8 protein-coding genes are annotated in these 20,837 nt (G+C 63.9%); 1 reads left to right on the top strand and 7 read right to left on the bottom strand.

The genetic code is table 11. From position 1 onward, the window contains the following. Positions 1-20 precede the first annotated feature (20 nt). Positions 21-914 carry a LysR family transcriptional regulator gene (locus C4K39_RS13805; RefSeq protein WP_124346697.1) on the top strand — a complete coding sequence of 298 codons (894 nt, stop codon included), beginning with the start codon at positions 21-23 and terminating at the stop codon, positions 912-914. Here the strand turns inward: C4K39_RS13805 and C4K39_RS13800 are convergent. From C4K39_RS13800 to C4K39_RS13770, 7 genes are all read right to left on the bottom strand, one after another. After that, a complete protein-coding gene (locus C4K39_RS13800; RefSeq protein ID WP_124346696.1) occupies positions 911-1,498 on the bottom strand; it encodes a GNAT family N-acetyltransferase in 588 nt (195 codons plus the stop codon). The genes C4K39_RS13805 and C4K39_RS13800 overlap by 4 nt on opposite strands. Before the next feature lie 13 nt (positions 1,499-1,511). Then, on the bottom strand, positions 1,512-3,767 hold the full coding sequence (locus C4K39_RS13795; protein WP_068588997.1) for an Orn/Lys/Arg family decarboxylase: 2,256 nt from the start codon (positions 3,765-3,767) through the stop codon (positions 1,512-1,514). Between the two features lie 212 nt (positions 3,768-3,979). Next, complete coding sequence (gene dnaQ / locus C4K39_RS13790) at positions 3,980-4,723, bottom strand: DNA polymerase III subunit epsilon (protein WP_124346695.1); 744 nt, start codon at positions 4,721-4,723, stop codon at positions 3,980-3,982. A gap of 172 nt (positions 4,724-4,895) precedes the next feature. After that, the gene (locus C4K39_RS13785; protein WP_164487284.1) at positions 4,896-5,906 is read right to left on the bottom strand and encodes a threonine ammonia-lyase; all 1,011 of its coding nucleotides are present in this window, start codon (positions 5,904-5,906) and stop codon (positions 4,896-4,898) included. Positions 5,907-5,911: 5 nt separating this feature from the next. Further along, positions 5,912-6,931 carry a 2,3-diaminopropionate biosynthesis protein SbnB gene (sbnB, locus tag C4K39_RS13780; protein ID WP_124346693.1) on the bottom strand — a complete coding sequence of 340 codons (1,020 nt, stop codon included), beginning with the start codon at positions 6,929-6,931 and terminating at the stop codon, positions 5,912-5,914. Continuing rightward, on the bottom strand, positions 6,928-7,869 hold the full coding sequence (gene sbnA, locus C4K39_RS13775; protein WP_217884179.1) for a 2,3-diaminopropionate biosynthesis protein SbnA: 942 nt from the start codon (positions 7,867-7,869) through the stop codon (positions 6,928-6,930). The genes sbnB and sbnA overlap by 4 nt, the downstream gene beginning before the upstream one ends. Positions 7,870-7,959: 90 nt before the next feature. Further along, positions 7,960-20,835, bottom strand: a complete 12,876-nt coding sequence (locus C4K39_RS13770; protein WP_124346691.1) for a non-ribosomal peptide synthetase — start codon at positions 20,833-20,835, stop codon at positions 7,960-7,962. Positions 20,836-20,837: the final 2 nt, after the last annotated feature.

The following is a 20,837-nucleotide window of genomic DNA, read 5'->3' as shown; positions in this document are numbered from 1 at the left end:
GCCGGATATGGATTTCAAGCATGCGTCTACGTCATATCGAAGTGATTCAAGCGCTCCTGCAAACCGCTCACCTGGGTACCGCCGCCGAGTTGCTGCAGCTCTCGGTGGCCGAGGTCGAGGCCCTGCTGCGCGACGCCGAAAGCCAACTGGGCTTGATGCTGTTCGCCAGCGTGCGCGGACGCCTGCAAGCCACCCGCGAAGCCTTGGAGCTACAAGTTGCCATTACCCGGGTCTACGACGCGTTCGAGCCCGTGCAACGCCTGGCCGACAGCCTGCGGTTCCACCAGGCGCCGCCCTTGCGCATCGTTGGTACCGCTCCATTGGTCCAGCAATTGCTCCCCCAATGCATCGCCGCCTTGCGCCGGCGCTTCGTCGATACGCCGTGCAGCCTGCTGTGCCAGAACACCCGTGAGATCACCGACAGCCTGCTGCTGCGCCACTGTGACCTGGGCCTGAGCCTGCATGACCCCGAGCACCCGGACATTCACAGCCAGAGCCTGGCCCAGGGCAAGCTGTTCGTCCTGGCGCCCCACGGCTGGCTGCAGGCCAAGCAAAAATACGTGTCCCTGCAGGACCTGGCCGGCCAGGCCATGGTCGGCCTGGAGGACCTGGACCCATTGGGCGCGACCCTGGCCAGTAAATTGCAGAACCTGCGACCCAGGCCGGTGATCCAGACCCGGGTACAGACCTACCAGATGATGCGCAGCCTGGTGGAAGCCGGCGAAGGCCTGGCGATAGTCGATCCCTTCACGGCCGCCGGCGCTCGGAGCGCGGGTCTCGATATCAGCCCTTTATCGCCCCCCATCGGCATCACCCTGTATGCCCTGCGCCGCAAGGGCAGCGAAACCTCGCCCCTGCTCAATGCCCTGATGGAGCTGCTGGGCGAACAGGCCACGGCGCTGCTTGCAGGTTAAGAAGCGTTGCCTGCGGGGTCTTCGGCGAACAGCAGGTACCAGAAGATCGCCACCTCGCGAGTCTGTGGATCGATACCGCGATAACGCAGGCGATCCACCCCGCCCACGACATAACCGCAACGTTCATACAGGCGACAGGCACCCAGGTTGTTGTTCTGGGTCTCCAGCATCACCCCCGGCAAACCCTTCCTGCGACTCCAGAACTGCGCGACTTCCAGCAGTGTCCTGGCCACCCCGTGACCTCGCGCCGGGGCGTGGACCGCCAGTTCATCGATATGCCCATACCCATTCCAGTTGGTACTGACCACCACGTGCCCGACCGCCTGGCCATCGAGATAAGCCATGAAGACTTCGCTGTCCGGCGCATTGCGATAGCTGCTGAATTCCTCGGGATCGATGCCATAGCACTTGCGATAGGAGGCGATCCGGCACAGCGGCCAGTCGGTCACCGCTACCCCGTGCGCGACCTCGGCGTAGGCATCGACCTGGAAACTGAAGTCACTGCCATTGATATAGGCCGCGAACCCTGCATCGGCGACACGAACCTGCACTCGCGACTTCCCAACATTGACCGTGGACGGCATAACGGCAGGCTCCTTACTCCTTGATGCAATCGACGGTGTAGTGCCGCCCATTGCCTTGTTCTTCATGTTGCAGACCGTGCACATCGGCGACAAAGCCCGGGAAGCTGCTATCGAAGGCGCGGGCGAACGCCAGGTAGTCGATGATCGAGCGGGTCGATTCGGTGAAGCGCTCGCCGGGCATGATCAACGGAATGCCTGGCGGGTAAGGCACCAGCATCACGGCGGCGATGCGCCCCTGCAACTGGTCGATGGAGACTGCCTCGACATCGCCGCGCACCAGGTGGTCGTAGGCGTCGGCAGGTTTCATCGCCACCTCCGGCAATACCGTGTACATGCGCTTGAGGTGCTTGGCCGTGGCGTTGCTGCGATAACAGGCATGCAACTGGTCACACAGGTCCTGCAGCCCCATGCCCTGGTAACGCTGCGGGTCCTGGCTGGCGACACTGGGCAGGCAACTGGCCAGGCTGGCGTTGGCGTCGTAATTGCGCTTGAACTCCAGAAGCTCGGTAAGCAAGGTGCTCCACTTGCCCTTGGTGATGCCCATGGAGAACAGCACCAGGAAGGAATACAGGCCCGTCTTCTCCACCACCAGCCCACGCTCCCACAGGAACTTGCTGACCACCGCCGCGGGAATCCCATGCTCGCTCAGGGCTCCTCCGGCGGTCAGGCCAGGCATCACCAGCGTCACCTTGATCGGATCGAGCAGTACATAGTCGTCGGTGACGCCGGCAAAGCCATGCCACTCGCCGTCGGCCTCCAGCAACCAGTCGCCCGTGCATACCTGATCGATACCTTCGACCCGTTCCGGCTGCCAGACCGAAAACCACCAGTCATCGGCGGCGATGTTCTGCCGCAGGTTGGCCAGAGCACGGCGGAAGCTCAGGGCCTCGTCGAACATTTCCTGTAGCAGCGAGCGCCCTGCCGGGCCCTCCATCATGGCCGAGGCCACGTCCAGCGAAGCGATAATGCTGTACTGCGGGGAGGTGGAGATGTGCATCATGAAGGCTTCGTTGAAGCGGTCACGATCCAGTTGCCGGGCGCCACCGTCCTGCACATGGATCATCGAAGCCTGGCTGAAGGCCGCCAGCAGCTTGTGGGTGGAATGGGTGGTGAACACCAGCGGACTGTCGGCCGAACGCGAGGTCCCCATGCCATAGCGGCCGGCAAAGAACTCGTGGAACGCCGCATAGGCGTACCACGCTTCATCGAAATGCAGGACCTCGACGCTGCTGCCCAGGCTCTGCTTGATCAGCTCGGCGTTGTAGCACAGCCCGTCGTAGGTCGAATTGGTGACCACTGCCAACTTGACCTTCGGTGCACGGCCACGCGTCAGCGGGCTGGCATCGATCTTGGCCTGGATCGACTCGGTGCTGAATTCCTCGAGGGGAATCGGCCCGATGATCCCCAGCTCGTTGCGCTCCGGACACAGGTACAGGGGGATCGCGCCGGTCATGATGATCGAATGCAGGATCGACTTGTGGCAGTTGCGATCCACCAGCACCAGGTCGTCACGACCGACCATGGAGTGCCAGACGATCTTGTTGGCCGTGGAGGTGCCATTGATCACGAAGAAGGTGTGATCGGCGCCGAAGTTGCGCGCGGCGCGGGCCTCGGCTTCCGCCAGGGGGCCGGTGTGATCCAGCAGCGAGCCCAGTTCCGGCACCGACACCGACAGGTCCGAACGCAGGGTGTTCTCGCCGAAGAACTGATGAAACGCCTGCCCCACCGCACTCTTGCGATACGCCACGCCACCACCATGCCCCGGGGTATGCCAGGAATAGTTGGAGTCGGCGGTGTGTTGCACCAGGGCCCTGAAGAATGGCGGCAACAGGCCATCGAGGTAATTGCGTGCGGCCCGGGCCACTTGCCGGGCCAGGAACGGCACGGTGTCTTCGAACAAATAGAGGATGCCGCGCAACTGGTTGAGTTCGCTCATGGCGTCGGCCGGGGCGTTTTCCAGGGTCACCTGCTCGCCCAGGGCAAAGATCGGCAACAGCGGTGCGCGCACCCTGGCCAAACGAATCAGCTCCACCATGTTTTGCAGCAGGTGGGTGTTCTCCCCAGCGCCCTCGGCGGCGATCAACATGCAGGCCAGGCCATGGTGCGTGGAAGCCACCAGCCGCCCCTCGGCATAATCCACTGCGGAAAAGATGCTGAAGCCATCCTTTTCCAGTTCCCGGGCGATCCCTCGTACCCGGTCCCCCGCGACCGTATCGGCCTTGATGTCACGGTGCACGATCAGGATCGGAAACTGCAGGTCTTTATACATGGGGCAACAAGTCCTGAGGCGACGGGGGAGCCCCGCCAATCCACTCAGGGTAGAAGCTGCAAAGCATGCATGTCACCCCAGGCAGGGACTCCCTGTAATAAAACGTCGCACTGGGACAACAACGATGGCGCAGGCCGCTGCCTAGCCTGCGCCCTTGCGAGCAACCCGTGGCCCTTAGGCAACAGGGCGAAGGACCGCTGCGAGCCTGATAGTTACTGCTGGGTTTCGAGCAACTGGGTCCAGAGTGCCGGGCCGCCGGCGGACTTGGCGATGGCTTCCAGGCGTGCCTGGTGCTCGGCCAGCTCCGCCTCGCTGGCCATGATGATCCGGCCGCGTTGGCGATCGGCGGACAAGCGGCGGATCTCCGAAGCGCGCATCCCATCGCCTGCGCCACCATCGGCACCATTACCCGCCAGGGACAGGCTGGTCTGGCCACCGGTCATGGTCAGGTAGACGTCGGCCAGGATCTCCGAGTCGAGCAAGGCGCCGTGCAATTCACGGCCGGAGTTGTCGACGCCATAGCGCTTGCACAAGGCATCGAGGCTATTGCGCTGGCCCGGGTGCCGCTCGCGGGCCATCAGCAAGGTATCGAGGATGCTGCAATGCTGGGTGATGTCGGCCCGCTCATGCTGGCCCAGCAAGGCGAATTCGTTGTTGATGAAGCCAACGTCGAACGCCGCGTTGTGGATGATCAGCTGCGCACCCTTGATGAATTCGAAGAACTCATCGGCCACTTCGGGGAAGCGCGGCTTGCCCACCAGGAATTCGTTGGTGATGCCGTGGACGCCAATAGCGCCCTCGTCGCTCTCGCGATCGGGTTGCAGGTAAACGTGGAAATGGCGGCCGGTCAGGCGCCGACCGATCAACTCGACGCAACCGATTTCAATGATCCGGTGACCGTCGGTCACCGGCATGCCGGTGGTTTCGGTATCGAGTACAACTGAGCGTTGAGCCATTTATCACATTCCACACTTTGAACACTTCGCAGGTGGCGGATCTTAACACGCTCATCGCCAGCAGTGCTTTCCCTCATCTGCCATGCGCTTTCACGAGGCCGGCCAGGCCCCAGCCTTCCCCGTGCAGCCCTGCAGTAGAAGGCCCGGTCCCGAGATATTCGGGACCGGGCCTTCAGTACCCGTCGATGCAGCGTTGATGCACATGCGGATCGATGTTCGCCCCCGAACAGATCACGCCGATCGTTTTCCCCCTGACCTTGGCATTGCCCTTGAGGACGGCGGCCAGGGCAATGGCCCCGGACGGTTCGAGCATCAGCCCCAGCTCCTGGTGAGCGAATGCCACCGCCCGGGCAACCCCCGCATCGTCGACGCAGGATGTTTGCAGGCGCTTGAATTGCGGCAAGCCCAAAAGCAGCCGGCTGGGCATCGCCGTAAGCAACGCGTCACAGATCGACCCACAGGTACTGGCATTCCTGTCCGGAGCTTCAGCGCGCCAGGCCCTGCCCACGCGGTCAAACCCCTGGGGCTCGACCGCAACGACCGAACAGCCGGGCCCGGCCTGGACGCTGGCAATGCAGCTTCCCGCAACCAGGCCACCACCGCCACAGGGTACGAAAAGCTGCTCCAGATGCAGCCCCTGCTGCTGTGCCGTCTCGATCAGCTCCAGCGCCACCGTCCCCTGGCCGGCAATCACCTGTGCATCATCGAAGGAAGGAATCAGCAGTCCACCACAAGCTGCGCGCACCTGTTCGGCAATCGCATTGCGATCATCCCGGTCGCGCCGATAGAACACCACGTTGCCGCCGGCCTCTCTCACCTTCGCCAACTTGATCGAAGGCGCATCAGCGGGCATGACCACCGTCACCGGGATTTCCAGCAAGCGGCACGCCATGGCCACGCCAATGGCATGGTTGCCAGAGGAATAAGCCACCACTTCCCGCGGCCGCTCGGGCTGGGCCAGCAAGGCATTGAGCGCCCCGCGAAACTTGAATGACCCCCCACTTTGCAGTGACTCGGCCTTGATCAGTACCCGGGCCCCCAGCATCTGATTCAAGGTCTGGGACTCCAGCACCGGGGTCCGCACGATCGACCCCAGCAAACGTCGCGCCGCATCGTGCACCGCTTCCAGACCCAATGCACCGCTCACGCGTACACCAGGCATTTCAAGAGTCTCAGCTGTCATCGGGCTCACCATCTGGCGGTGCTGGCAAAGAAGTTGTCGATTTCAAGCTGCTGCCCACTGGCACGGGCCCGCTTGAGTACAAAGTCGCCCAATGCGATATCCAGTACTCCCAGGCCAAAGGGCGAGAAGATCCGGGCTCGCGCAGGGTCCGGCGCCAAGCGCTGGCTCAGCACGTCATGCAGGGTGCCGGCGACAAAACTTCGACTGCCGGTTTGCATTTCAGCCAGGTGTACAGAGGTGTTCGCCTTTAGGCAGTGATCGATATCGTCCAGTACGTTTTGCGCATCCAGGATCAAGTCCGGATGAATGTCGCGCAGGGACAGGTTAAGTACCGTGGGCGCATGGGCGAACAGCTCGTGACACGTCAGGTAGGGAGCGGCGGCCGTAGTCGCCAGCACGATCAGTTGCGCCCCGGCGCAGCAGTCCTCGGCATCACTCGCCACCCGGGTCTTGCCCTTGCCCTGGGCGCCGATCCAGTCTCCCAGGCGTCGGGCGTCCTGTTCACGCAGGTCGTGAATGGCGAACTCGTCCGCCGACCAGCCGTCGGCAAACAGATAGTCCAGTGTCTGGCGGGCAATCACCCCGGCGCCGACGATGGCGATCTTGCGCACCCGGTCGCTGCCGCCACTCAGTGCCCTGGCGCCCAGCGCGGCAGAGGCTGCCGTGCGATGAGCGCTGATGACCGAGGACTCCAGCAAGGCCTTGGGGTAACCGGTGGCATAGTCATTCAGGATCAGTACTGCGGACGCGCGCTGCAGGTTCTGCTGCACATTGCCCGGGAAACTGGCGATCCATTTCAATCCTGCCGTGTCCACCTCGCCTCCCAGGTAGGCCGGCAGTGCAATGATTCGCGCATCGGGTTTTTGCGCAAAGCGCAGGAAATAGCTGTCGGGATTGATCGATTCACCCTGGCCATGCAGTTGGTAAGCCCGCGCGATCAGGTCCATGACCGGTTGCTGCTGTTGCGCCAGCAAACGCTCGATGACACCGCCCACGACCACGGCGAAGGGCATCGCGCCGCTCATGAGGACATTTCCACGGCGCGTTCCTGGCTTGAGAAATGCCGCGCGACCCAATTATCGTCATAGAGGGTGTCGAGGTATTTCTCGCCCAGGTCCGGGGCGATGACCACCAGTGTGTCGCCGAGCCTTGGCGGCGCGGGCAACCTGGCGATAGCCGCCAGCGCCGAGCCCGACGATCCCCCCAGGAGGATGCCGTAGCGGCGCGCCACATCGCGACAGGTGGCGATGGTATCGCGCTCGGTGACCGACACCACCACGTCGGCCTGGGAAGCGTCCAGCAACTCTGGCTTCCGGCTGGCGCCTATGCCTGGAATGAGGCGCTTGCCCGGCGCCCTGTCGAAACTCACCGAGCCCTGCGGATCAACAGCCACCAGCCGAGTGCCCGGCGACTCGCGCTTGAACACCTCGGCGCACCCCATGAAGGTTCCGGAAGTCCCGACCCCAATGAACAACCAATCAGGTGCGGGAAAGACCTGCAGGATCTCTCGGGCAGTCTGTTCGCGATGAGCCTGCACATTGGCCGGGTGGCTGTACTGGTTGAGCCAGACGCAATTGGGGTCCTCGGCACAGATCCGGCGGATGGCCTCGATCCGCGTACCGACGAAACCGCCATTGGCGTCCCGCTGGTCCACTACCAGGGTCCGCCCGCCATACGCATGGATGGCCTTGATATTGGCCTGCGTCGCCATCGGGTCCGTGACACAGATGAAGCCATACCCCTTGCTTGCACAGACGCAGCTCATGGCCACACCCAGGTTACCGGAGGAGGACTCGATGAAAGTGGTCACCCCCGGCGTGGCGAGGCCGCTCGCTTCGGCCGCCTCGATCAAGGCTATCGCCGGCTTGATCTTGATCGAACCCGTTATATGGTGGCCCTCGAGCTTGAGTACCGTACGGCAGCCCGGTACGAACTCCGGCAGCTCCAGAAAAACATCACGCATGATCAGCTCGAGCGACGTGTTGACTAACATTGCGACCTCCTGGTCTGTCCAATAAGAAGTAGGCTCGACAACCGCTTGTACATCCCTGATTCAGTCCTGCGTGGCGTTATCCAGAAGCTCGTTCAACGCCGCCGCGAGCACGCCGTCCTCGGTGAACGACAGGTCCAGCGCGTCCACCCCCTCCACTTCCAATACGCTGGCCAGCACCTGTGGATACAGCGCCAGGACGCTCGCCACGAACTGCGGATCAAGACGCGACAGTTCCACGGTCCAGAACACCGACAAGCGTTGGTCGATGACCAGTGCACTGACTTCCAATGCCGTTTCACTGCCATTTTCCGCCGCGCGAACAGCACCGGTATCCCCCTCGACACGCCAGAGGCGCTGGCCTTCGGTCGCACTACTGGTGCGCCCGAAATAGGTAAACGCCAACTCTGCCGGAGGCTGGCTGGCCAGGCTGCGACGCAGTTCAGGGTCAGGATCGTAAGTCCGCAGTACGCCATAGCTGGCCGCCAGCGTACGTGCCCGCTGCAGTTGCCCACTGATCGCACCCAAGGCTTGCGCGGGGCCGCCAGCACGTGGCAGGCGCAAACGCACCACAAAAGGAGTGGAGAACCAGCCCAGCGTGCGAGATACGTCCAGATCCTCGAACAGATCCCGCCCGTGGGTCTCACTGGCCAGTACCACATCCGGCCAGTCGCTGACCTGATGCAATGCCAGCAGCAGCGCGGTCAACAGCACTTCCTCGATACGCGCGCCCGTGCCGACTTGCAGGATCCGCGCCGACAACTCCTCGGACAAGGCTCCGCCAAGCACCTGAATACCGGGCGCGATGCCCGTCGCAGCACCGGCGACGGGATGGGCCGGCCCCAGTCGCGACTGCTCCATCCAATACCCCAGGTCGTCCCTCAGCGAACGCGACTCAGCCGTCGCCACCAAGCGCTCCACCCAGCTGCGGTAGCTGGCGGTACGCGCTGGAGCGAATCGTTGTTGTGGATTGCGCAGGACCTGGTCGAGGTCGTCGATCAAGACCCGCCAGGACACGCCATCGATGATCAAGTGATGCGCAATGAGCAACAACCGCGGCTGGTCACCGGTTTGCAGGGCGGCCCGTAACAAGGGCCCCTGCTCCAGGGAAAACCCGGCATTGAGCGCCTCGCCCAGCTGTTCCAGGGTTTCTCCTGCCTGCAGCACCCGCAGGTCGAACAGCTCTGCGGCGCCCACATAGTGCTGCTGCCAGCCATTGTCGCCACGCCGACGAAAGCGCAGCCGCAAGGCATCGTGGGCCTGGCAGACCTGCTCCAGTGCACGACGTAGCAGCGCTTCATCGCCCAACTGCTGCGCACCGAGCAGGATCGACTGGTTCCAGTGCTGAGGGACCGGCAAATCGCGGTCCAGGAACTCGGCCTGGACCGGCGCCAATGGACAGGGACCGTCTGGCGCCCGCTCCTGGCCAGTGCTCTGGCTCAAGCTGGCGACCGCCGCCAGCTCGGCGATCGTCTGGTGCTGGAACACCTGCTTGGGTGACAAGCGCAGGCCTTCGCGTCCGGCAGCGGCAACGATCTGGATGGCCAGAATCGAATCCCCGCCCAGGCTGAAGAAATTGTCCCGCAAACCGACACCGGACAACCCCAGCACCTGCTGCCAGATACGACTGAGGACCTCCTCGGTGCGGGTACGCGGCTCAAGCACCTGTTGAGCGCCATCAAGGCCGCCGAACAGCGGTTTGGGCAAGGCCTTGCGATCTATCTTGCCGTTGAGCGTCAGGGGCAGTTGATCGAGCACGGTGATGCTATGGGGCACCATGAAGTCCGGAAGGTGCTCGCCGAGCCGCTGCCTGAGCCGCTGCATGATCGGCTGCATCGCCCGATTGCGCAGCGGCTCGTTGGCTCCTACCCCACTGCCGGGCGCCGGTGCCCAACTGCTCGCTTCGGCCTGGAACAGCAGGTCACAGGCGAAAGGCTCGTCGACGGCAAACCGCGACTGCAACGACAGCCCATGGCGGTCGGCCAGTTGTGCGAAGAAGTCCAGGCCAGGTGCGCTCATCGACGGTAGATTCTCATCCGCCATCCGGGCCGCCAGCTGGCGATCGGCATCCAGGCGCCGGTTGGGCACGCCGGTGATCTCCAGGCTGTCGTTCCCCAACCGCTCCAGGCGTGTTTCAAGCCCGGCAACATCGTCCGCGAAAGCCTGCCACGGCAACGACACTGTGGATGAGGCGGCGCGGCGAGCATCGAACGTCAGGGCCGCATCGAAACGGTAGCGGGTCAGCTCGTTGTCGAATGCACCGCTCTTCAACCAGGTGATCAAGCCCGGTGAACGAGCAGCCATCCAGGGCTCGTTCATCAAGCGGGCGAAGAACGCGTTCCCCAGGTACAACTCCTTGTCCTGCACCATGGCACTGTCCGCTTGGGCGGCCAGTTGATCGAGCGGATACTGCGCCCCATCGCTGGCGGCCAAAGCCCTGTGGAAAGCGGCCTGCAATGGGAGGCTACGCAGGTCCCCCAGGTAAATCCGTCCACCGGGTGCGAGCTTTTCCACTGCCTGGTGCAACACGCTGCACAAGTAGGTCGAACTGGGCAGGTACTGCACCACCGAGTTGAGCACAATCAGGTCGAAGCCAACCTCATCCAACCTCGCCAACTGATCTGCCGCCAAGTGCTCCAGGCGCACATGCTGCCAATCCGGGCGCTGGGTCGCCAGTAGCGCTCCCAGGCGCTGCACCACCGGCTCGGAGAAATCCAGGCCGACGTAACGTTCACAATCGCCGGCCAGGCCAAACAACACCATCCCGGTACCACAACCGATCTCCAGGACCCGTCGCGGCTTGAAGGCACGCATCCGCCCCAGGGCCTGATCCAGCCAGTCACGCATCTGCACCGCCGGGATCGCAAGCCCGGTGAAGCTGTCGTTCCAACCGGTCGTATCGAACGTCGGGTCGACCGGGCCATGGACCGCCGCCGATTCGTTTTCGTAAAAATAGTTGTAGACCGAACGCCACTCCTGCTCGCGACCGCTCTGCATCTCCTGGTCCAATGTCGCCTCTACGTGGGTCCAGTCCGGGGAGACATACGCCACCAGGCGCTTACGTTGTTGGTCGTCTTCCAGAACGGTCACGACGCTTTGCTTGACCAGTGGCTCGCGGTTGAGCACGGTCTCGATTTCGCCGAGTTCGATGCGACAACCACGGATCTTCACCTGGTTATCGATACGCCCCAGGTATTCCAGCAGGCCGTCCGGGGTCCAGCGCGCCAGATCGCCAGTGCGATACAGGCGGTGTGCGGATTGCGGATCGAAGGGATCTGCGACAAAGGCCTTCTCGGTGACCTGGGCGTCATGCAGGTAACCGCCCCCCACCGCGATGCCGGCAACGCACAACTGGCCCACGGCGCCTGGCGGACACAGGCGGTCGTTTTCGTCCAGAACATACAAGCGCACGTTGCCAATCGGCCGGCCAATGGCGATGCAGGCCTGATCGTCGGATGGTGCCTGGGTCATCAGGTGATGCGTCACGTCATCGGAACATTCGGTCGGGCCGTAGGCATTGAGCAAGGCAATGTCCGGAAACAGCGCGAACCAGCGTCGGCAAAGCATGACCGCCAACGCCTCCCCGGTGGAGAGCATGACCCGCAGGTCGGCGAAGGGCGGCGTATCACGACGCTGGGCCAGGCCCAGCAACAGTTCGAGGAACGAAGGCACCGTCTCCAGGATGGTGATCCCCCAGTCATCGCAGGCCTGCATCAGCAAGCCGGGATCGCGCACGGTGTCGTCGTCGAGAACCCGTACCGAGCCGCCGACCATCAATGGGGCCACGAACTGCCAGATGGAAATGTCGAAGGTCTGCGGCGCGGTTTGCGCCAGACAATCCCGGGCACCAAGCTCCAGGTCGCTGATCTTCGCCCCCAGGTGGTTGATCATTCCTTCATGCAGGACGATCGCGCCCTTGGGCGCACCTGTGGAACCGGAGGTAAACAGCACATAGGCCGGCTCGCGTTCCAGGGCCTGGGCCAGGGGCAGCGGCGCACCGTCGATCTGGCAGCGCTCGACCACCAACAGCGGTCCATCCCACTGCAGCGCCGGGATATCGTCCAGCAAGGGCTCGCAGGTCAACACGGCCTGGGCACGGGACTTGCGCAAGACCTCGCGCGAACGGCTCGCAGGGTGCTCCGGATCGATGGGCAAGTAGATTGCCCCCAATTGCCACAGGGCCAGCATTGCCACAACCAGCGTGGTGTCGCGCTTGAGCCAGGTCGCTACCAGCGAACCGCGCTGGATGCCTTGCCCGGCAAGGCCACGGGCCAACGCGTCGACTTTCTCGCTCAGTTGCCGGTAGTTGAAAGACTGCTCCTGATCGCCGATGGCCATGGCGTCCGGGGTCCGGCTGGCCCAGGTACGGAGCAACTGATTCACCGGACCCAACCCATGATCCTGGGTGAAACTGCCAAGTCCCCCTTCCAGTACCCGGCGATCGGCCTCGCTCGACAGCTCTATCTGCATGACCGGAGCATCCGGATCGTCCAGGGCCTGCTCCAGGAACACCTCAAGGGCCTGCAACAGCTGATCGATACTCTCCCGCCGTTGCAGGCGATTGTTGAAGATAGCGTCGATCGACAGGCCTTCGGCGTTACGGGTGACATTGATCTCCAGGTCCACCCGGGAGATGCCGATGTCCAGCGGTATCCTCTGCAAACGCGGGCCACTGCGCTGGAGCTGGCTGTAGTCCATCGGCTCCTGGTAGGTGAAGGCGACCTGGAACAGGGGATTGCGGCTCAGGTCGCGAGTTGGCGAAAGCGCGTCGATCAGTTCGTTGAACGGCAGGTCACTGTGATCCAGCGCATCGAGAATCGTCGTGCGTTCAACCTTGATCCGTTGGCGAAAACTGTGTTCGCCCAGCCACTGCGAGCGCAGCACCATCTGGTTGACGAACAGCCCTACGGCATCGCCGCTGAGGGAGGAAAAGCGGTTGGCGACGTCGGTTCCCAGCACGATGTCGCGCCGACCCGTGATCCGCCCCAGCACCACGCTGACCGCAGCAATCAACAGCATGTAGGTCGAGGCCCCTTCAGCTGCCGCCAGTGCATCCAGCTTGGCCAGCAGCCGGTTGGGCAGTACATGGTTGACCACCGCACCACAAAAGGTCTCGACCTTGGACCGGGCGAAATCGAGCGGCAGCTCCAGGGGCGCCGGCAGGTCATCCAGTTGCCGGGTCCAATAATCGATCAGCACGCTACGGCGCTCGGCGGTCAAGCGACGGCGTTCCTCAGCGATATGTTCACGGTAACTGAAGGTACTCGGAGCCAAGTCCTGGGGCGCGTCGCCCAGGAGTATCGAAAACTCGTTGAGCATGATGGACAGCGACCAGCCATCGCAGACGATGTGATGCACGGTGACCAGCAAGTAATGATGCTGGTCGCCCAGGCGCAGCAAACGCGCCCGCAGCAAGGGCCCGCGCTCCAGGTCAAACGGCAGGCGCGCTTCCCTGCGAGCGTGCTCCAGGGCGACCAGGCTACGTTGCGACGAATCGACGTCACGCAGGTCCAGGGTGGCGAAGTCCAATGCCGGTTGCTGGTTGAAGCGGGCCTGGACGCGCCCCTCATGTTCCTCGAAGGTCATGCGCAAGGCGTCATGCCGCGCGCTGAGCGTTTCCAGCGCCTGGACCACCCGCTGGCGATCGACATCGCCGACCATGCTCAGCAGCATCGAATCGTTGTATGCCGCGTGGTCGGGCAGAATCCTCTCCACCAGCCACAGCCGCTCCTGGGAGTAGCTGGCTGGCCAAAGTTTCGCCACGGGTGGCGGCTCCAGCGGCGATGGCGCCTGGCGCGGACTCTGCGATAAAGCCGCAACCAATCCTGCAAAACCCGGGTTCTCGAAAATCGTCCGCACCGACACCTTGCTACCCAACTCCTGGCTCAAGTGACTGGCCATGACCATGGCCCGCAAGGAGTTGCCACCGGACTTGAAGAAGTCGCTGTCGTTACGTTCTGGCGGTTGCAGCAGGGTCTGCTCCCAGATCCGCGCAATGCGCTGTGCATGGGTGTCGGCAATCGCCGTCGCGTGCGCCACAAACGGCTCCTGCGGCGCTCGTTCCTGCGCGCGCGCACCGCAGGCCAGGGCGATCAGGGCAGCACTGTCGAGCTTGCCATTGGGATTTCTCGGCAACGCGCCGATCCCCAGGGCCAAGGGTTGCATGCTGCTGGTCAGGGTTTGTTGCAGGTGCGCGCGGATCTTCGCGACATCGACATCGCCCCCCGGATACACCGTCGCCAGGGCAGCAATCGCACCGCTGTCGTCGATAGCACAAGCCGCATCGGCCACCCCCTGGACGGAACGAATCTGTTCCTCGATCTCTGCCAACTCGATCCGCTGTCCACCCACTTTGACCTGGCGGTCCTGGCGTCCAAGAAACTCCAGTTGTCCGTTCTCGTCCCAGCGTCCCAGATCGCCCGTGCGATAGAGCCGTATGGGAGCCTCCCCTTCGTGCAGCGATAGCCGGCAAAAGGCCGAACCGGTCTGAGCTTCGCGCCGCCAGTAGCCTTCAGCCAGTCCCTGGCCACCGATGCAGATTTCCCCTGGTTGCCCTTCGACAGCCGGCCGGCCGTTGGCGTCCAGCAGGTAAATGGCGCCATTGCCTAACGCCGTACCAATACGCACCGCGCCTGGCACTAGCTGCCAGGCCGACGACCAGATGGTGGTTTCGGTAGGTCCATAGACATTGAAAACCCGGCCGCGCGCAGCTTGCAGCAAGTCATCGGCGACATGCTGGGGCAGCGCTTCGCCGCCTACCAGCAACGTGTCCAGGCTGGCGATGGCGGCACGGCTGCGCGTGTCGCTAAGCAACTCGCGCAGGATCGTGGGCGTGCATTGCAGGTGGGTCACGCCATGACGAGCGCAGAGCCCGGCCACCGACAGGTCCGCCCAGGCCGGTGCCGGTGGCTGCAGCTCGCGACGTACCTGGTCAAGCCGCTCCAGGCCGTGCAGGACTTGCGCGTCAGCGATGCCGAAATCGATGAGGCAGGCGAATTCGTTGACACCTATCTGCACCAGCTCCCGCGCACGCTCGACGCAGTCCTGCACACTGCCGATCAGGCTGGCGCTGTGCATGTAGCGCTCAAGGCCACGGTCCACCAGATAATCCAGGTCTTCCTCGCGAGCGGAGTCGACCATCGGGCCGAAGACCGAGCGGGCCAGGTCCACCGACGACATCAGGTAGCGCTTGAGTGGTCCGCGGGCCACTTGCTCCGCTTCATCCCGGGTTGCCGCGACAAAGCTATGCAGCATCAGGCTGACCGTACCCGAGCCTGCCGCGGCCTGGCGATAACGCTGGATATTGTCACGCAACGCGCCAGTGTCCTGGGCCAGCAAGTGAGTCAGCACTCCCGCCCCCATATGCCCGGCCGCCTCGAAGGTCTGCGCGGCACTTGAGGCCGATAGCCACAGGGGAATCGTCCCCCGCACAGGCAGCGGAAAGGTCGAGACCGTCTGCTCGCCGGCACCACGATCCAGCGTCAGCGCTTGCCCACGCCACAAGGCACGCAAGGTATCGACGGCCGCCACGGTTCGTTCGCGACGCTGGGCAAAGCTCTGCGGCCCTCCATGGGCCAATAGAAAGTCGTTCTGGTCCCAACCCGAGGCAATGGCGATACCGGCGCGCCCGTTGGACAGCACATCGACCATTGCCCAGTCCTCCGCTACCCGCAAAGGATCGTGCAACGGCAGTACCAGGGAACCGGCCCGGATCTGCAAGTGCTCGGTGGCCACCGCCAGGGCCGCGCCACTGACAGCGGGATTGGGGAACGGGCCGCCAAAAGGATGGAAATGCCGCTCCGGCGTCCAGATGGCATGGAAACCGAGCCGATCGGCCCGGCGAGCGGCCTCCAGCATCAACCCATAAGCCTGGGGTCCGGGCTGGCTGGCAAAGAAGAACAGGCTGAACTGCACCGCAGGCAAACTGGGCGGCTGGGTGCAAGCAAGCAGGGCCTGGGCGCCTTCATGAATCACGATGCTCGCGGCTGCGGTCAGGGGATAGAGCAGTTCCAGCAGGGAAATGTCGAAACCGGCCGACGTCAGCGACAACCAGGTACTGCCCTGGATCGACCCCAGGCGCTGGGTCATGGCATCAAACAGGCTTGCCAGGGCCTTGTGGGACACCAGGACACCTTTGGGACTGCCAGTCGAACCCGAGGTATACAGCAGATAGGCCGGATCGTCCGGAGCTGGACCCGGTAGCGCCTGCGTCGGCATGGCCGTAGGCGCCAGCAACTCATCTAGGGTCAGATGCGGCCAACCCGGCACGGCCGCCGGGTCGTCGGTGATGATCAAGCCCGGCTGCGCATCCCGCAAAATGGCCTGGTGCCGCCCCGCTGGGTGTGCCGGGTCCAATGGCACATAGATCGCCCCCGCTTCCAGGGTACCCAGGAGCGCTGCGATATAGCGTTCCGACCGAGGCGCGAGTACCGCGACCCGGCCGCCTGACCCTACCTGCTGGCGAATACGCGCACGGGCCCACGCCGCCCGTTTTCCCAGCTCCGCATAATCGAGCACCTGCTCGCCACAGATCACGGCCTTGCTGGTGGGCACGCGGGCGATCACTTGGCGGATGCTCTCGATCACCGTCTGCATGGCAGGTGCCGGCTGGTCGCTGGCAGCGGTAGCCTCGCCCTGCCAAGGCACATCGGGAGCCGTCTGGGCAGTCTCGGTCAAGTCCGCCAATGCCGCGGCATACAGGGCAGCCATTCGCTCGCGCTCAGGCTCGGACAAGGCATCGCCCTTGGTCGCCAAGGTCAGCTTGATGCTGTCGTCAAAGGGATCGACCGAGAAGTTGGCCACCCACTTGAAGCTGGAAGCCTCATGCGCTCGCAGGGCCTGCAGCTTGACCCCCAGACTCTCCAGGTCCGAGGCAATGTGGTAATGGGTGAAGTAGAACAAGGTGTCGGACAACCGGTGCCCGGCGTTGAGCTCCTGAATCCGGGCCAGTGGCAACCGACGGTGTGGCATCACCTCGCCTTCGGCCTGCAACGCCAACCGTCCGAGCTCTAACCAGGAAGCGCGGCCCACTTGGGCCTTGATCGGCACGCTGTTGATGAACAGGCCGACGAGCTTTTCACCATCGGCCTGCTCGGGGCGTCCCGTCATGACCATGGATGTCAGGCAATCGGCCTGGCCACTGAACTGGCTGAGAACCTTCAGATGCACGGCGAACAACAGGCTCTTGAGCGGCAGCGAATGAGCCGCACTGATGGCCCGCAAGCGCTGCGCCTGATCGGCGCCGATAGCGACCGCATGCACCTGCACCGCGCTGGCGCCACCGGGAACGCGCGTCGAGGAGCCCAGCACGCCTGACGGCGCATCCTCCAGGTAGCGCTGCCAGAACGCCCTGGTCTCGGCACTGGCGAGCGCTTGTTGCTCAAGCACCATGTAGTCGGCATAACGCGTCACCGGAGCTGCCGGCAGGGGCTCTTGCTCCAGCAACGCGCGATACAGCCCGAACAGTTCCATCAACAGGCTGACATCACTCCAGCCATCGATGACAGCATGATGAAAACTCATCGTCAGTTGCACGGTGTCGCGGTCCAGGCACTGCACCCGCAGGCGCATCAGCGGCAGTTCGTCGATCTCGAAGGCACGCTCCTTCTCTTCATTGAAGGCTCGATCGATCAGGACCTGCCGGGCCTCTTCGTCATGGCGGCTCAGGTCCTCGATGACCAGGATGTCCGCACCCTGTCGATGGACCAGTTGCAGCGGTTCGCTGTAGCCGGTAAACGCAAAGGTGGTGCGCAGGGCTTCATGCCGCGCCACCAGCAAGCGCGCGGCCTCGCGCAAGGTGTCAAGCTGAGGGGAAAACGCCAGCCGATAGCTGAAGACATCGAGATAGACCGCGTTGTCTCGCTCCAGCTCGTAGTGGAAGATCATTGCCGCCTGCAACTGGCTGATCGGGTAGGCGTCGACAACCGTGGCGGGCAACGCCTGGCGATCGCAGGCCTGCAACAGCGCAAAGGGCTCGACTCCCGCAACGCTGTCGCTGGCGATCCCGACCACTGCGGCCAAGGCGCGGATCGAACGCAGTTCGAATACTTGGGCGACACTCAATGACAGGCCTTCACGGGCAGCCAGGCCGACAATGGAAATCGAACGGATGGAGTCCAGGCCATTGTCGAACAGATCATCGGTCACGCCGATCCGCACGCCACCGAGCACCTGCATGACAATGTCCAGCAGCCTCTGCTCCAGGGGCGAGGCAGCAGGTTCAAGGGAGCAAGGCAGTGGCGACGCCGGCTGTTGGCTCGCCTTCAAGGCCAGGGCCTGTCGATCGATCTTGCCATTGCCGGTCAGTGGCAAGGAGGCCAGCACGGCCATGCGTGCCGGCACCAGCGCCGCTGGCAGCAGGTTCCGGGCATGTTCACGCAAGGCCTGCAGTTCAAGCGTGCCCTCGTCCTCGACGCTGACGAACGCCGTGAGCGACTCGACACCCTCGGCACTACAGGACTTGACTACCGCCGCGGACTTGACGCCCGGCGCCAACTCCAGGCAGCGCTCGATCTCTCCCGGCTCGATGCGCATGCCATTGAGCTTGAACTGGTCATCCAGGCGCCCGAGATAATCCAGGGTACCGTCAGAGCGCATCCGGCCACGATCACCTGTGCGGTACAAACGCCCAGGGTCCCCTGGGATGGCAACAAAGTGCTGCGCACTCTCCTGCGCCCTCCCGCGATAACCAAGTCCCACACCTCGCCCGGCGATACAGATTTCACCGATGGCCCCCACCGGCAATGCCCGGCACTGTCGATCGCGCACACTCATCTGTACGTTATCGATGGCGCCGCCGATAGGTGCCGGCGCACCGTCCGGCCAGGGCCCGTCGATCAGCGCCCAGGCACAGCCGACCACCGTCTCGGTCGGTCCATATTCATTGAACACCCGGGCTGGCTGGGAGCCTCGGAGCCAGGGCTCGATCACCGGGTAAGGCAGCGCTTCGCCGCCGACCACCAGGACCCGGGTGGCGCCCGACAGCACTTCGGGCGGCAACAGCGTATTGAGCAAACGCAAGTAGGACGGCGTGGCCTTGAGCAGCGTGATGTCCCCTCGACGCAATTGCGCGCACACCTGCTCGACTTCCGCGCCCGCACCATGGCCCTGCGAGCCTTCGTCCACCAGCAACAAGCGCTGGCCCACGATCAGCGGCCCCAGCAATGCCGTCAGGGTCAGATCGAAGGTGACCGGCGACTGCACCAGGGCGCCGCGACCTTCTGCCAGGGCGTACTGCCGGGCAGCGTATTGCAGGTAGTTCGATAGGCCACCGTGGGTCAGCTCCACCGGTTTGGGCAAGCCGCTGGAACCGGAAGTGTGCAGGATATAGGCGATGTCCTGCGGATCGACCGCCTCCGCCGTGGCAAGCCACGGCTGATCGCCAACCTGCCGGATATCGAGCCATTCACAGCACAGGTCGCAGGCCAAGGCCTCGACCGAGCCCACTGCCATTGCCGCTCCAGCGCCCGCCAGCAAGGCCTGCAAACGCGAGGTGGGCAGCGAAGGCGCTATCGGCATGAAGACGGCGGCACATTTGAGGACCCCAAGGATCGCCGCGACGCAATCGACGCTGCGGGGCAGCACCACGCCCACGACATCCCCGCGCTGCACGCCCCTGTGCTTCAGATCATGGGCGATGCACCTGGCATAGTGATCGAGCTGCTGATAGGTGAGCATTCGCTCGCCACCCACCGACTCGATGGCGATAGCTGAAGGCTGCCGTGCAACCTGCTCCTCGAACAGGCTGAGGAACGGTCGTTGCCAGCCCGGTACATCAGGACCGGTCGAGATCGCAGCCAACGCATCCACGGCGCTCAGAGGCAAGTCCTCGAGCGGGCAATCGGAAGAGTGCCGCAGGCTCTGCAAGGCACAATGGAACGCCTGCTGCAACGCTTGTGCGGTCGCGCCATCCACCACTTGGGGGTCGTGGTAAAGCTGGACCTGCAACCGGTCGCCCAGGCGATGACAGGTCAATCCCACGGGAACGGCACCGGCCATCCAGTCAATGCCCTTCACGCTCAGCGGCCCCATCGTCGCCTGGGGTGTGTCGATCCAGACCAGGCCAGCATCCGCCGGCCGGGCCGGCGCATCGAAGTCCAGCGGTTGGGCCAGGGCCGGTTCTTCACCCAGGGCCGTCATCAGCTGCGCCACGGACATCGTCGGTTCCACGCCGATGTTTACTGGCACCGCGATACGGTAGGCGCCGACACCCGCCTGATCCCCCACGATCGACCTGATGGAGCGGGAGAAGTCCAACGCCGGTGCACCAGCGACACGAAACCGCAAGAGCACCGACAGAAACGCCGCCACGCACTCCAGAGGGCCAAGGCCCACTCCATCCTGGACCTGCGTGCGAGGGGCCGGGGCCTGGGCGGCCCCCATCCAGGCACTGGTCTCGGGCGCCGGATACACCGCAGGCCGGCACTGGGTCTCCAACCAACCGGCGACCTCGCTGAAGTCCAGTCGGGAAGCAGGCGCCAAGCCTTGCAGTTCGCCAGCCAGTTCCTCACAGAGCAACAGCCAGCTTTCCGGATCGACCAGGACGGCCCTGTGGCGCCAGGCCAACAAGGTCGGCCCATCGGCGCAAGGCACCAGCAACGCATCGCCCAGCCAGTCGGCCGTGACCTGGGGCATTTGCATCAAGCCCGCTTGCAGCGCCTGCGCCGCGGCCTCGGGGTCGCCCGCCTGGGGTAGAGTCCGGATCAAGGGTGTCGCCGCGTCGTCCCGTTCCAGAACGGGCTGGCGCCGGGTCGCCGGGACCCGCAAGCGGCTGCGCAGGGCCTCATGGCGCTGCCAGACAGTGCCGAGGGCGAGCTGCAGTTGCTCAAGCCCGATGCTGGCATCGACGGCCAGTCGGCAGACACCCACGCGGGTGCCGGCGACACTTTCACCCATCCACTCAACGACCTGATGAGGAGCTGCAGCGGTATGCTCATGCATCT

It is taken from the genome of Pseudomonas sessilinigenes, assembly GCF_003850565.1.
Classification (GTDB): Bacteria; Pseudomonadota; Gammaproteobacteria; order Pseudomonadales; family Pseudomonadaceae; genus Aquipseudomonas; species Aquipseudomonas sessilinigenes.
The sequence above is the reverse complement of the archived record's forward strand: the minus strand, read 5'-3'. Positions and strand labels throughout refer to the sequence as shown.